Here is a 14,869-nt window from a genome sequence, read left to right as displayed (position 1 = left end):
AGCCATGGCACACCCCAAACGCCGACACTCGAGCACCCGGCGCGATAAGCGCAGAACGCACTACAAGGCTACGGCCGTTACCCTTTCGACCGACGCCCAGACGGGTGAAGTGCACGAGCGGCACCATGCCCACGTGTTCGAGGGGAATCTGTATTACAAAGGACAAATGGTCGTTGAGAATTACGCGAAAGCAGCTTAATTGTCACCCACTTATAGAAAGTATTTCGTTGACGTTCCGATTGGGATGAACGCGAAATACTTTTTTATTGCCCGTCACCTGCCTATTTTTACGCGGTTTAGTGAAAACGCTGGTTAAGAGCCGGCAGGATACTTACAGTAAGAGTCAATGAAAATAGCAGTGGACGCCATGGGCGGTGATTTTGCCCCCGAAGCTATCGTTGAGGGGGTACTAATGGCCGCTGCCGAGTTACCACAAGATGTCAACATCGTTCTGATCGGTAGGCAGTCCGTTGTTGAACCATTGCTTCAGCAGAACGAAGCGAACACGTCCGGTCGTGTCGAACTGGTGGATGCCAGCGATGTGATCGATATGGGTGAGCACCCTACAAAGGCTCTGTCGCAGAAACCCAATTCCAGCATTGGAGTTGGGTTTAAACTTTTGAAAGAAGGTACCGTCGACGCTTTTTGTAGTGCCGGTAATACAGGTGCGATGCACGTAGGTGCCCTCTTCAGCGTGAAGTCGATCGAAGGGGTACTGCGTCCCTGCATTGCAGGATTCGTCCCGCAGATTACCGGTGGTTATGCCGTTATGCTGGATATTGGTGCCAATGCCGACTGCAAGCCCGAAATGCTGGCTCAGTTCGGTGAAATCGGTTCGATCTATGCGCAGTACACATTCGGCATCGACAAGCCCCGCGTCGCCCTGATGAACATCGGATCGGAAGAGCAGAAAGGTTCGTTGGTAGCGCAGGCTGCTCACCAGTTGCTGAAAGAAAACCGACGCATCAATTTCATCGGCAACATGGAAGGCAATGAGTTTTTTGCCGGTAAAGCCGACGTTATCGTTGCGGATGGGTTCACCGGCAACGCCCTGTTCAAGTTGGGCGAGTCGTTCTACACGATGGCCAGCAAGCGAAACATTAGCGATGAGTTTCTGGATAAGACCAACTACGAGTCGGTTGGGGGGAGTCCGATTCTGGGCGTGAATGGTAACGTGATTATCGCCCATGGTATCTCATCTCCCACAGCCATTAAAAACATGATTGCCCTGGCGATTCGGCAGGTGGAATCAAACGCATACGTCAAAATTGCACAGGCCATGAGTTAGCTGATAGCGCGTACACACTGTACGCGTCGATCTGCGTTCGATTCGGCACTGCACCCTCCCAACACTGAATTATGAGTAAAGCGGCTATTACAGGAATTCACGGGTACGTACCCGACTACGTGCTGACCAATACGGAATTGGAGCGCATGGTCGATACGAACGACGAGTGGATTACGTCGCGGACGGGTATTCGGGAACGGCATATCCTGAAAGGCGAAGGCATGGGATCGTCGCACATGGGAGCAAAGGCGGTGCAGGGGCTGTTGGAAAAAACTAACACCGCACCCGAAGACATTGACCTGCTCATCTGCGCTACTACTACGCCCGATTACGTATTTCCGTGTACCGCCAACCTGATCTGCGATATGGTTGGTATTCGCAATATTGGTAGTTTCGACATTCAGGCGGCCTGTTCAGGCTTTGTCTACGCGCTGACGATTGGCTCGCAGTTTATCGAAACGGGTAAATACAAAAAGATTGTTGTCGTCGGGGCCGACAAGATGTCAGCCATCGTCGATTATACTGACCGGGCTACCTGCGTGCTATTCGGCGACGGCGCAGGGGCCGTACTGCTCGAACCCAACGAAGAGGGCTTGGGTATTATCGACTCGATCATTCGTTCGGACGGCGTGGGACAGAACCACCTGTTTCAGAAGGCAGGGGGAAGCCGGTACCCGCCAACGCATGAGACGGTAGAAAAACGCTGGCACTACGTTTATCAGGATGGTCCGTCGGTCTTCAAGTTTGCCGTTAAGAACATGGCCGACGTATCCGCCGAGATTATGGAGCGTAACAACCTGACGGGTAGCGATGTTGCCTGGTTAGTACCGCATCAAGCCAATAAACGGATCATTGACGCTACGGCACAACGCATGGGCATCGAACCGGAGCGGGTTATGATGACGATTCACAAGTACGGCAATACTACGGCGGCCACCATACCCCTGTGTTTGGCCGAATACGAGTCGCAGCTTAAAAAAGGAGATAATCTGGTATTGGCGGCTTTTGGGGGTGGGTTCACTTGGGGAGCTGCCTATGTCAAGTGGGCATATTCGTCTGAACTGTGATTCTTGTGATGATTATGATTGCACTGATTTCTAAAAATCATAGTCCATCAAACCAATCACATAAATCATAGTTCAAAACTGTCTGAACTGTGATTCTTGGGATTACGCTGATTACATTGATTTCAAAGAATCAAAGCCCGTCAGCGTAATAATACGAATCATAGTTCAGGACAAGCTCAGAAGTCACAATAGATCACAGTCAAGAATAATCATAGTACAGCAATAATGGCAACGACCGCAGACATCCGCAACGGACTGGTCCTTAACTTCAACAACGACCTATTTCAGATTACTGAATTTCAGCACGTCAAACCTGGTAAGGGGGCTGCTTTTGTTCGGACCAAGCTGAAAAGCCTGACAACGGGACGGGTAATCGACAACACGTTCAATGCGGGCGTGACGATTACGCCGGTACGGGTTGAACGGCGTAAATTCCAGTTTCTCTACAAAGACGAAGCGGGTTATAACTTCATGGATCAGGAGACGTTCGATCAGATCAATCTGGACGAGAAAATCGTTGACGGCGCTGACCTGATGAAAGAAGGGCAGGAAGTGGAGATGCTGATCAACGCTGAAACCGAAACGCCCCTGTCGTGCGAACTGCCCCCATTCGTTGAACTGGAAGTTACGTACGCAGAACCCGGTATCAAAGGCGACACTGCCAACAGCCCAAAGAAACGGGTTGAAGTTGAGTCGGGTGCAAAAATTATGGTGCCGCTCTTTATCGAGTCAGGCCAGAAAATTCGGGTCGATACCCGCACACGGGATTATGTTGAACGGGTGAAATAAACCGTTGTTCAGCGCTTACATACACTGGCTACCTATACCCTGTTACCATCTGACGACTCACTTCCCTGATTAAACCGCATGAGCACACAGGATATTCAACAACTTATTGATTTCATTTCTCAGTCGGGTCTCGACGAGGTAAACATCGAAACGAGCGATCTGAAGATCAACGTCAAGCGCTACGGTGCTGGCGTGCCTGCTGCCGCTGCGCCCGCTCCAACGATGGCGTCGATGCCTGCCGCTCCGTCGCCCACAACAGCGCCCGTTGCTTCGGCACCGACGGCTGTAGCGCAGCCTGCTGCGCCTGTTGCTGCACCAGCGGCTGCTCCGGCTGCCAATACCAACTACATCACCATTAAATCGCCAATGATCGGTACCTTCTACCGGTCGTCAAGCCCGGAGACACCTGTTTTCGCTGAAGTGGGTGATTCGATTACCGAAGGTAAGGTGGTGTGTATCGTTGAAGCGATGAAGCTATTCAACGAAATCGAGTCAGAGGTATCGGGTCGGATCGTGAAGGTGCTGGTGGAAAACGCCACGCCCGTCGAATACGATCAGCCCCTGTTCCTGGTTGAACCTATCTAATTTAATTGATGAATGACTGAATGATTGAGTGATTGAATAGGCCGGTGTAGGCTTTTCATTCAGTCACTCAATCATTCAGTCATTTTCTCATTTTAATATTATGTTCAAGAAAATTCTGATTGCTAACCGGGGTGAGATTGCACTACGCATCATCCGTACCTGTCGGGAGATGGGTATCAAAACGGTGGCTGTATACTCAACTGCCGACCGCGACAGTCTGCACGTACGTTTCGCCGATGAGGCCGTATGTATTGGCCCGCCGGTCAGCAAACAATCATACCTGAGCATTCCCAGCATCATTTCAGCCGCTGAAGTAACCGGTGCTGATGCCATTCACCCCGGCTACGGCTTCCTGTCGGAGAATGCTGAGTTTTCGCAGATCTGCGCCGATTACGGTATCAAGTTTATTGGGGCAACGGCCGAGCAGATCAACGGCATGGGCGACAAGGCAACGGCTAAGGCAACCATGAAAGAGGCTGGTGTGCCGGTTATTCCCGGTTCGGATGGTCTGCTGGAATCGATCGAGCAGGGGAAAGAACTGTCGGCCGAGATGGGTTATCCGGTAATCATCAAAGCAACAGCCGGTGGTGGTGGTCGCGGTATGCGGATTATCCGGTCGGAAGCTGACTTCGAAAAAGCGTGGAACGACGCGCGTACCGAAGCTGGTGCTGCCTTTGGTAACGATGGTTTATACCTGGAAAAATTCGTCGAAGAGCCCCGGCACATCGAAATTCAGATTGTCGGCGATCAATACGGTAAAGTGTGTCACCTGTCTGAGCGCGATTGCTCGATTCAGCGTCGGCACCAGAAACTGGTTGAAGAAACACCGTCGCCTATCATCTCGCCTGAACTGCGGGAGCAGATGGGGGCTGCTGCCATCAAAGGCGCGCAGGCCATTGGTTACGAAGGAGCCGGTACGGTAGAGTTCCTCGTCGACAAGCACGGGAAGTTCTATTTCATGGAAATGAACACCCGGATTCAGGTTGAGCACCCGATTACGGAAGAGGTGACGGATTTTGACCTGATCAAAGAGCAGATCAAGGTAGCGGCTGGCGCGGAAATTTCGGGTCGGAACTATACGCCGAAGCTGTACGCGATGGAATGCCGTATCAACGCCGAAGATCCCGGTAATGGCTTCCGTCCGTCGCCGGGTAAAATCACGGTATTGCACATGCCGGGTGGTCATGGTGTTCGCGTCGACAGCCACGTGTACACGGGCTACACCATTCCGCCTAACTACGACTCGATGATTGCCAAGCTGATCGTATCGGGGCAGTCGCGGGAGGAAGTCGTTACGCGGATGAAGCGGGCGCTACAGGAGTTTGTCATCGAAGGTATCAAAACCACGATTCCGTTCCACATCAAGCTTATGGACGATCCGGGTTTCCAGTCGGGGCAGTTTACGACGGCGTTCCTCGAAACGTTCGATTTCTCGACGCTGAAATAAAGAGTGAAAGACTGAAAGATCGAAAGTGCGACTGTCTGCATTAGCAACTATTCACTTTTTCGCTCTTTCAGTCTTTCGCTCATTGAATGCGGTAAAAAAGGTGGGGTTTGGTGCTTTGGCATCCAAACCCCACCTTTTTTATGAACCACCTTGCCACGGCAGATTACCTTGTTTTTCTCGTTTATTTCGTCATCGTCGTTGGCTATGGCTATTGGGTGTACCAGCGTCGACGTAAGGCGGAGACGAATACCACCGATTTTTTCCTGGCAGAGGGGTCGCTAACCTGGTGGGCGATTGGTGCCTCGCTGATTGCGTCGAATATTTCGGCGGAGCATTTTATCGGTATGGCGGGATCGGGTTTTGCGATGGGCCTGGCGATTTCGTCGTACGAATGGATTGCTGCGGCTACGCTCGTTATCGTGGCTGCGTTCTTCATTCCGATCTACCTGCGGAATCATATCTATACCATGCCGCAGTTCCTGGCCCAGCGCTACAGCGACACGGTCAGTACGATTCTGGCAGTTTTCTGGCTGGTCGTCTACGTTGTCGTTAACCTGACGTCGATTCTATATCTGGGGGCAATGGCTATTGAGTCGCTCGCGGGGATTTCGTTCACGACCTGTACTGTCGGACTGGCGCTGTTCGCCATTTTCATCACGCTGGGCGGTATGAAGGTAATCGGATACACCGACGTCATTCAAGTGATCGTGCTGGTTATCGGTGGCTTGGTGGTCACGTATCTGGCACTGGAGCTGGTTGCAGACCGGAGTGGGACGGCTGGCGTTATGAACGGTCTGTCGCAACTGCGCAGCCGGGCCGACAGTCATTTTCACATGTATTTCGAAAAAGGGCATCCGCACTACCTCGAATTACCGGGAATGTCGCTGGTGCTGGGGGGGATGTGGATCAACAACCTGTACTACTGGGGCTGCAATCAGTACATCGTGCAGCGGGCGCTGGGGGCTGATCTGAAAACGGCGCGCAGCGGCATTCTTTTCGCGGCTTTCCTGAAACTGATGATCCCGATCATCGCCGTTATTCCGGGCATCGCTGCGTTTGTGCTGTTCAACGAAGGATCGTTCCGGGCGGCAATGACCGATGCGTCGGGCGTTGTCAAGCCGGATCATGCGTATCCGGTGCTGATGAATCTGCTGCCGATCGGTATGAAAGGGTTGGCCTTCGCTGCGCTAACAGCCGCCGTCGTAGCGTCGTTGGCGGGAAAAGCCAATTCGATCTCGACCATATTCACACTCGACCTGTACCGGAAATACGTAGACCCGCAAGCGTCTGAACAAAAGCTTGTTCGGGTGGGCCGCTGGGCGGTTGTGCTGTCGTTCGTCGTGGCGATTGGGCTGGCTCCACTGCTCCGCTCACTCGATCAGGTCTATCAGTACATTCAGGAGTACACCAATTTTATCACCCCCGGCATTTTTGCCATTTTCCTCCTCGGTTTTTTCTGGAAGCGGGCGACTAACCGGGCGGCAATGACCGTCGCTATTCTAACACTTCCTTTGTCGATTCTGCTGAAATTCTGGCCGGAAGTAACGGGTTGGTTGGGGACGACTGCCGATCCGATTCCGTTTCTTCACCGGACGATGTGGGTGTTCTGCATCGACATACTACTGATGGTTGTCGTTACGCTGACCGATCCGGCCAGTCATCGGGCGCAGGGGGAAGTCGTTGTCGACCGGGCACTGTTTCGGGTAACGCCATCGTTTATGATCGGATCTGCCGGAATTTTTGGCGCGTTGGCAGTGCTCTACACGCTGTTCTGGTAGCCCGTCGAAACACTATAACCATTGGTGCGTTTTTGGCTATAACATGCTGATATTGATTTATTTCATACATTTACCTGATAACTATTCCTGCGATGATGATTGACCAGAATGCCCCCCTTGCCAGCCTGGAGCTGTGGGAAGACGACGTACTGAGCCGCTACCCTCAGCCGGAGCATAAGGCAAAGGAAGATTACCGGAACTACGATACGCCCGAACGCGATACGGTACGGGAATTCTACCGGCTCAACCATACGTATCAGACATACGATTTCGTACAGCAGAAAAAGGCGGAATTTCTGTCATTCGACAAGAAAGAACTGCCTGTCTGGGGGGCAATGGAGTTTCTGAACACGCTTGTCGATGATTCAGATCCTGATACCGACCTCGATCAGCTGCAACACTTGCTACAGACTGCCGAAGCCATCCGCGCCGATGGTCATCCCGATTGGTTCGTACTGACTGGTTTCCTGCACGACATGGGCAAGGTTCTGTGCCTGTTCGGCGAACCGCAGTGGGCCGTTGTCGGGGATACATTCCCAGTGGGCTGTAAGCATTCGGATAAGATCGTTTATCCCGAGTATTTCGTGAATAATCCCGATTCGTACGATGAGCGTTACAACACCAAGTATGGCGTGTATGAGCCAAACTGTGGCCTGAAAAACGTCGATATGTCGTGGGGGCACGATGAATACCTGTACCACATCACGAAAAATTACCTGCCGGAGCCTGCGCTGTACATGATCCGGTACCACTCGTTCTATTCGCAGCACCGCGAGCACGCCTACAACCACCTGCTCGACGATCACGATCACGAGATGTTCAAGTGGGTTAACAAGTTCAATCCATACGATTTGTACTCGAAGAGTCCGAAGCCACCGGTTGTCAGCGAACTCAGACCGTACTACGAAGACCTGATCGCTAAATACCTGCCTGCGACAATTCGGCTGTAAGTCTATTGTAGTCAGCAATACCCCTAAATCCCCTGAAGGGGACTTTGTTCCATCTCGGGCAAAGTCCCCTTCAGGGGATTTAGGGGTTTATGGGATTGACTTGCAATCTTTGTGATCGCTGTCTGTGCCTTTGTGTTGCTAAGAACCTATGCTCGTTGCCTGTATCACACTGTATTTACTATCGAACGTCGCCGTTGGCGCATGGGCCGCGCGTCGGGTGACGACCTCGCAGGATTTTGTGCTGGCGGGACGACGATTGCCGCTGGTACTGGCGGCATCGGTTACGTTTGCGACCTGGTTCGGTTCTGAGACGATCATGGGCGCACCAGCCATGTTTGTCGAGGGTGGGGTTCCGGCCATTATCGAAGAGCCGTTTGGGTCGGCGCTGTGCTTATTTCTGGTTGGCGCATTCTTCGCCCGGCCGCTATACCGGCTTCGCATCACCACCTTCTGCGATTACTTCCGTATTCGTTTTGGCCGACCGGCTGAACTGCTGTCGGCCATCCTGATTATCCCATCGTATTTTAGCTGGATAGCGGCTCAACTGGTAGCAATTGGCATTGTACTCAACGTCGTGACGGGTTTTCCGCAGGAATACTGCGTACTGGGAAGCGCCATCGTCGTGATGGCCTACACGCTGCTGGGGGGAATGTGGTCGATTTCGATTACTGACTTTTTCCATAACCTCATCATCATTGTGGCGCTGGCCATCCTGGCTGTCGGTCTGTGGCAGGATACGGGGGGCTGGTCAGCCATGCATAAACAGGTATCGCCCGATTTCTTTCGGTTTCTACCCCACAACACGGTCCGCGACTGGGTCGCTTATCTGGCGGCCTGGTTCACCATTGGGCTGGGATCGATTCCGCAGCAGGACATTTTTCAGCGCGTGATGGCGGCTAAGACGGAAGATACGTCGGTTCGGGCGTCTTATCTGGCATCGGGTCTGTACCTGACGGTTGCGATGCTGCCGCTGTTTATTGCCTTCAGTGCGCGGATGCTTCACCCTGACTTACCGGCTGACAATCAGCTGATCATTCCGAACATGGTGATGCGACACGGGAGCCTGCCGCTTCAGATTCTCTTCTTTGGGGCTGTAACGTCGGCTATCCTGAGCGTGTCGAGTGGCGCCATTCTGGCGCCGGCCACCGTGTTTGGCGAAAACGTAGTCCGCTACTTCCGACCGAACCTGAGTGACGCAGACCTGCTGAAAACAATCCGCTGGGCCATCGTCGTCATCACGCTGATCTGTGTCTGGATGAGTACCGCCCGCGATACGAATATTTTCGATCTGGTTGGTGAATCGTCGGCCTTTAGTCTGGTATCGTTATTCGTGCCGCTCACGGCGGGGATCTACTGGAAACGGGCGACACTGGCGGGTTGTCTATGGTCGATGGGGCTGGGTTTAGTCGTATGGCTATTCTGCCTGTGGATCGACACCAACTATGCGCCCATGATGTGGGGTTTACTCATCAGCGCAGTGGCTATGGTTGTGATTAGTCTGCTGAAAAGACAATAAAATCACCTGTTTATATAAACTAAAGTAGTACATAATTTTGTCTATAGTTTGATTGGCCAAATAAAATATCTGTATTTGCTGGCTTTGGTAGCTGATTTTTATCTAATCTGTCGTACTTTCACAAGCAGGAGCTGATATACAGCTATTTGCGAAGAATAAGTAAATTTCATCTATAAATAGATCAAAAAGTACGGTTTATGTCTTCACAACTATCGCGTAGAGACTGGCTTCGTGCCAGTGGGTTGCTAACGGCGGGGCTCGGTCTAAGCCGCGTTTCTGTTGCGGAAGTGAGCCATGTAGCGGCTCCGCTTGCGTCCACGTTCGTCAACGAGTTCAGCTTCATCGACGATCCGTTTTCGAAAATGAACAAGCTGCGGGCGCGGCTGTTGGCCAACGAAAACCCGCTGGGCATTTCGCCAGCTGCTAAAGAAGCGATGTGCAAAGCTGCTGAACTGGGGAACCGCTATGCCTGGACAGAGTTTGCCCAGTTGAAAAAGTTGATCGCTGATGATGAACTGGTGACACCTGCTAACATTATGCTGTCACCCGGCTCGTCGGATATTCTGATGGCGTCGGCCGATTATTTTGCCAAGGATGGTGGTACGATCCTGACGAGTGCGATGACATACGACGATCTGCTGGAGCGGTCGGCGAAATTTGGAGCCAAAATCGTCGCGGTACCAATGACGAAAGAGTATAAATACGATCTGGCAACGATCAAGGCAAAGATTACGCCCGACGTCAAACTGGTGTATCTGGTTAATCCAAACAACCCGACCGGAACCGTTGTCCCGACCGCTGAGCTGGAATCATTCATTCGGGAGGTAGCGCCCAAAGTGCCGGTGTTCCTCGATGAAGCCTACATCGATTTCTACGAACCCGCTGATCGGCCCAAGCTGGGTAAACTGGTCGCTGAAGGACAGAATGTTATTCTGGCCCGCACGTTCTCGAAAATCCACGGCTTTGCCGGGTTACGACTGGGTTATGCCATTGCGAAACCTGAGTTGCTGAAAGCTATCAAACCCTACACAAACGGCGAGTTCGCTGTCAGCATCACGACCCTGATGGCCGGTGTTGCCAGTTATCAGGACAAGGACTGGCAGAACCACTGCCGGGCGGAGAATGCCAAAGCCCGAGACTACACGAGTAAAGCGTTGGCAGGCATGGGCTACGACGTGATTCCCTCGTCGGCCAATTTCATCCTGTTCCCGATCCGAATGAAAACCAAAACGTTCAGCAACGCCATGTTTGCCAACGGAATCGGTATCCAGACCCGTGATTTCGATGGACAACCGTACTGCCGAGTCAGTATTGGTACGATGGACGAAATGACCGCTTTTATCGATAGTTTCAAAAAAGTCGTGGGCTGATTCGTTGACTTTTTCCAGTAGAAAAATTAGTCGATCGTCCCACTTTCCTCTCTATGACCCGACGTGATTTTATTAATGCTACAAGTGCCAGTTACGCGAGTCTGCTAGCCTGGGGGTTGTTACAGCCCGCGCCCGCTAATGCCCTCGATCTACCCGTCAACGGGAAGCAAACCGATGGTAAAGGGCGAAAGGTTATAGTGCTGGGTGCTGGCCTGGCGGGTATGGCGACAGCCTATCAGCTCGGTAAACTTGGCTACGACTGTACCGTACTGGAAGCCCGTTCGCGCGCCGGCGGCCGCGTCTGGACGGTACGGGGCGGTACGAAAGAAACCGAACTGGGTGGTACTCCGCAGGCCTGTTCATTTGAGAATGGCTTGTATTTCAACGGTGGAGCTGCCCGTATTCCCCATCATCACCAGCTTACGTTGCAATACTGCCGGGAACTGGGCGTACCGCTTGAAATCTTCAACGGAAACAATGAAGCCGCCTATCTCTTCAACGACGGAGGAACGGGGCCGATGGCAAATCGGCGGATTCGTATCAAGGAGTATCACAACGATATGCGCGGCTACACCGCCGAGTTGCTGGCCAAATCGCTCGATCAGCACGCGCTCGATCAGGAGCTGACAAAGGAAGACGTTGAGAAACTGATCGACTTCCTGAAAAACGAAGGTGATCTGAATACGGCACACCTGTATAAGGGCACGAACCGGCGGGGGTATAAAACAAAGGGTGAACCCGGTGCCGGGCCAACTCCCGGCGATATGGCCGACCCATTCGGCCTGACCGATCTGCTGCGTTCGGGTTTCATGCAGCCCGTATTCTACAACGTCGGCGACTACATCTATGAGCAGCAGACAACGCTGATGCAGCCGGTCGGCGGCATGGATGCAATCCCACGCGCTCTGGAAAAGAAACTGACGGGTAAAATTCTGTTCAATGCGCCCGTTACGGAGTTGCGCAAGACCGACAACGGCGTACGAATTGTTTACCAGAAAGACGGAAAACCGCAGGAGGTTACGGCTGAGTTTTGCGTCTGCACGTTGCCGTTGCCCATGCTGAAAAATCTGGAGTCCGACCTGTCTGGAACGATAAAGCGAGCAGCCGATTTCGTCCCGTACATCAAGACCGGTAAGATTGGCCTGCAATTCAAACGACGCTTCTGGGAGGAAGACGACTGGATTTACGGCGGTATTTCGCGTACGAACATGGACATCAATCAGATCTGGTATCCGTCGTTTGGGTTTCAGGGGCGGAAGGGTGTCCTGATCGGCTATTACAATTTTTACGGTCGGGCGGAAGCTGTCGGGGCAATGTCGGTCGCTGAACGGGAGAAAATGGCGCTGGAGCAGGGGGGCAAGATTCATCCGCAATATCCGGCCGAATTCGATAATTCGTTCTCGCTGGCCTGGCACCGAATTCCCTATAATGCGGGCGGCTGGGCAACCTACGATGAGGCTACCCGCCGGAAATACTACCCGGCGCTGCTCGAACCGGATGGAAACGTGTATTTTGCCGGAGAACATACCACCTACCTGACGGCCTGGATGGCTGGCGCACTGACGTCGGCGCACCGCACTGTTGAAGCAATTCATGCCCGCGTTGGGGCCTATACCAAGAAATAAACGACTAACTCACTATGAAGCATAATCTGCTGGCTATCCTCTTTTTCTGCGTCTGTGCCATCACAACGCAGTTTTTCAGTCAACGCGTTCTGGCGCAAACCGCAGCGTCGGCGGGAATGACGGAAGAGCAGGCCAAGGCGATCAAAGCCATCAAAATCGCCAATCTCGATAAAGACACCTACTTCAAGTCGGGCGGCTATATCCTGGATCGGTACGAAGAGCGTCCGGCCTACGTGTTTACGTACAGTGACGGCATCACCCGCAAGATTTATCTCTACAAGATATTTGCGGCTACCGACACCAAAGAGCTAGGGTTGCTGGCGATCTATCAAAATGGTAAAACCAACGACGTAAAATCGTTTGTGATTCCCGGCGAATCTGCCGACCGGAAAGCATGGGATCTGTACATCGATGATCTGAAATACGTCGGAGAGAAAGAACCCGGCCTGATGTCGACGCTAACATTTGTGCTATCGCGCGAAATGGCGTCGCTGCTGAGCGGTGGTGGGGCGAAAAGCGAAGATGGTAGCAAGAAGAAGGAAGAGTATAACTTCTGCTTTGCCGCCGACGCCCCCGTGTTGCTGCCTGACGGTTCGGCAAAGGCCATCGCGGCCGTGCAGGCAGGTGAATCGATCAGGGCGTACGACGTAAAAACGAAAACCCAGCTTACGACCCGTGTTACCCGCGTCGATAGACACGACGGTCAGTTCACACTGACGGGTGTATGGCTATCACCGATAAGTGAACTGTCGGCTGATAAGCAGGCTGCACCAATGGCACCCGTATTGCTCGAAGCAACCGCTAATCACCCCGTGCTGACCGCATCGGGTCGGAAACCGATGAGCGAACTGACAACGGCTGACGTACTGTATCGGCTTGAGAATGGGAAAGCTGTAGCGTACCGAATTGTCAAAGCCGAGAAAACAACCCGTACCGTATCCACGGTCTACAACCTGGCCACCGAAACAGGTGCCTACATCGTTGCGGAAACGGTAGTGTTGGATAAATGAGCTTAATGGTTGAGGTTCAACGTTTAAAGTTGCTTCCTTTTATGACTAGCCGTCAACCTTAAACATTGAATAATAAACATTAAACCCAAAAGCAAGAACGGCCAGACTTACAGTCCGGCCGTTCTTGCTTTTGGGTAATACTATCGATTAGCGTACGTCTGTTTTCTGTTTGCTGGTTTGCTCGTACTTTTGCTGCTAATAAAAACCGTATGCATGCATACTAATTTTTAAATCAGCATGGCAGAAGCATTCATTTACGACGCCGTCCGAACGCCACGCGGACGCGGGAAGAGCGATGGCTCTTTGCACGACGTACAGCCGGTCGATCTGTTGGCGCACGTGTTGCGGCACCTGCGCGATCGCAATCAGCTAGATACCGCGCTGGTCGATGACGTGATTATGGGCTGCGTCACGCCAATAGGAGAGCAGGGGGGCGATATTGCCCGAACCGCCGTACTGGAAGCCGGATACGCCGAAACGGTGGCTGGCGTGCAACTCAATCGCTTCTGCTCGTCAGGGCTGGAAGCGATTAACATGGCCGGGGCTTACGTCATGTCGGGGCAGGTCGATGCTATCATTGCGGGTGGGGTTGAATCGATGTCGCGGGTGCCGATGGGATCTGACGGCGGTGCGCTGTTTATGAACCCGTCGATCGTAGCCCGGCATAACATCGTCCCGCAGGGCATCTCCGCCGATCTGATCGCTACCATCCACGGCTACTCCCGTACCGACGTCGACGCGTATGCCGCCGAATCGTACCGTCGGGCCGTAGCTGCACAAGCTGCTGACCGATTTAGCCGAACGCTCGTACCGGTATATGATGAGCTTGGTTTACGACTACTCGACCGCGATGAGGGCGTACGACCCGATACGACGGTGGAAAGTCTGGGTAAGCTGAAACCTGCTTTTGAAGCGATGGGTAAACTGGGCCTTGATGCACTGGCCCTGCTCAAGTACGCCGACCAGGCCCGGATCAACCACGTACATCATGCCGGAAACTCGTCGCAGATTGTCGACGGTGCGGCCGGGTTACTAATTGGTAATCGGGCGTTTGGGGAGAAAACCGGGCTGAAACCCCGCGCCCGTATCAAAGCGTTTGCCGTGGTCGGGTCCGAACCGACAATCATGCTGACCGGGCCTGTACCCGCCACCCGTAAAGTCCTGAAACGGGCGGGTATGACTATCGCCGATATTGATCTGTTCGAAGTAAACGAAGCCTTTGCCGCCATTCCGATGGTATTTATGGACGAGTTAGACGTCGATCATAGCTGCGTCAACGTTAATGGTGGATCAATTGCTCTGGGTCATCCGCTGGGTGCTACCGGTGCTATCATTTCGGCGACGCTCATCGACGAACTGGAACGGTCAGATAAGCAGTTCGGGCTGGCTACACTGTGTATCGGCGGAGGTATGGGCATCGCTACCATTTTTGAACGGGTATAAC

13 protein-coding genes are annotated in these 14,869 nt (G+C 52.8%); all 13 read left to right on the top strand.

The window, feature by feature from the left end; all coding sequences use genetic code 11:
- The first annotated feature begins 4 nt into the window (after nucleotides 1–4).
- The 13 genes from rpmF (at nucleotide 5) to CLV58_RS02515 (ending at nucleotide 14,868) form a co-directional block, all read left to right on the top strand.
- A complete protein-coding gene (rpmF, locus tag CLV58_RS02575) occupies nucleotides 5–199 on the top strand; it encodes a 50S ribosomal protein L32 (protein WP_106136214.1) in 195 nt (64 codons plus the stop codon).
- 147 nt (nucleotides 200–346) lie between these two features.
- Nucleotides 347–1,288: a phosphate acyltransferase PlsX gene (gene plsX / locus CLV58_RS02570; protein WP_106136213.1), complete on the top strand. Its 942-nt coding sequence runs from the start codon at nucleotides 347–349 to the stop codon at nucleotides 1,286–1,288.
- A 71-nt stretch (nucleotides 1,289–1,359) separates the two neighbouring features.
- The gene (locus tag CLV58_RS02565; RefSeq protein WP_106136212.1) at nucleotides 1,360–2,355 is read left to right on the top strand and encodes a beta-ketoacyl-ACP synthase III; all 996 of its coding nucleotides are present in this window, start codon (nucleotides 1,360–1,362) and stop codon (nucleotides 2,353–2,355) included.
- A 225-nt stretch (nucleotides 2,356–2,580) separates the two neighbouring features.
- Nucleotides 2,581–3,144 (top strand): elongation factor P, encoded by a 564-nt coding sequence (efp, locus tag CLV58_RS02560; protein ID WP_106136211.1) that lies wholly within the window; start codon nucleotides 2,581–2,583, stop codon nucleotides 3,142–3,144.
- A gap of 78 nt (nucleotides 3,145–3,222) precedes the next feature.
- Nucleotides 3,223–3,729: an acetyl-CoA carboxylase biotin carboxyl carrier protein gene (accB, locus tag CLV58_RS02555; protein ID WP_106136210.1), complete on the top strand. Its 507-nt coding sequence runs from the start codon at nucleotides 3,223–3,225 to the stop codon at nucleotides 3,727–3,729.
- Nucleotides 3,730–3,829: 100 nt separating this feature from the next.
- Nucleotides 3,830–5,176 (top strand): acetyl-CoA carboxylase biotin carboxylase subunit, encoded by a 1,347-nt coding sequence (accC, locus tag CLV58_RS02550; RefSeq protein ID WP_106136209.1) that lies wholly within the window; start codon nucleotides 3,830–3,832, stop codon nucleotides 5,174–5,176.
- A 140-nt stretch (nucleotides 5,177–5,316) separates the two neighbouring features.
- A complete protein-coding gene (locus CLV58_RS02545) occupies nucleotides 5,317–6,954 on the top strand; it encodes a sodium/sugar symporter (protein WP_106136208.1) in 1,638 nt (545 codons plus the stop codon).
- A gap of 95 nt (nucleotides 6,955–7,049) precedes the next feature.
- The gene (locus CLV58_RS02540) at nucleotides 7,050–7,904 is read left to right on the top strand and encodes an inositol oxygenase family protein (RefSeq protein ID WP_106136449.1); all 855 of its coding nucleotides are present in this window, start codon (nucleotides 7,050–7,052) and stop codon (nucleotides 7,902–7,904) included.
- A gap of 148 nt (nucleotides 7,905–8,052) precedes the next feature.
- Nucleotides 8,053–9,420 carry a high affinity choline transporter 1 gene (locus CLV58_RS02535; RefSeq protein ID WP_106136207.1) on the top strand — a complete coding sequence of 456 codons (1,368 nt, stop codon included), beginning with the start codon at nucleotides 8,053–8,055 and terminating at the stop codon, nucleotides 9,418–9,420.
- A 197-nt stretch (nucleotides 9,421–9,617) separates the two neighbouring features.
- Nucleotides 9,618–10,790: a pyridoxal phosphate-dependent aminotransferase gene (locus CLV58_RS02530; RefSeq protein WP_106136206.1), complete on the top strand. Its 1,173-nt coding sequence runs from the start codon at nucleotides 9,618–9,620 to the stop codon at nucleotides 10,788–10,790.
- A 53-nt stretch (nucleotides 10,791–10,843) separates the two neighbouring features.
- Nucleotides 10,844–12,415, top strand: a complete 1,572-nt coding sequence (locus CLV58_RS02525) for a flavin monoamine oxidase family protein (protein ID WP_106136205.1) — start codon at nucleotides 10,844–10,846, stop codon at nucleotides 12,413–12,415.
- 14 nt (nucleotides 12,416–12,429) lie between these two features.
- Nucleotides 12,430–13,425, top strand: a complete 996-nt coding sequence (locus CLV58_RS02520; protein WP_106136204.1) for a Hint domain-containing protein — start codon at nucleotides 12,430–12,432, stop codon at nucleotides 13,423–13,425.
- Between the two features lie 237 nt (nucleotides 13,426–13,662).
- Nucleotides 13,663–14,868: an acetyl-CoA C-acetyltransferase gene (locus tag CLV58_RS02515; RefSeq protein WP_106136203.1), complete on the top strand. Its 1,206-nt coding sequence runs from the start codon at nucleotides 13,663–13,665 to the stop codon at nucleotides 14,866–14,868.
- The last annotated feature ends 1 nt before the right edge of the window (nucleotide 14,869 follow it).

The organism is Spirosoma oryzae, assembly GCF_003002825.1.
Taxonomy (GTDB): Bacteria; Bacteroidota; Bacteroidia; order Cytophagales; family Spirosomataceae; genus Spirosoma; species Spirosoma oryzae.
The sequence above is the reverse complement of the archived record's forward strand: the minus strand, read 5'-3'. Positions and strand labels throughout refer to the sequence as shown.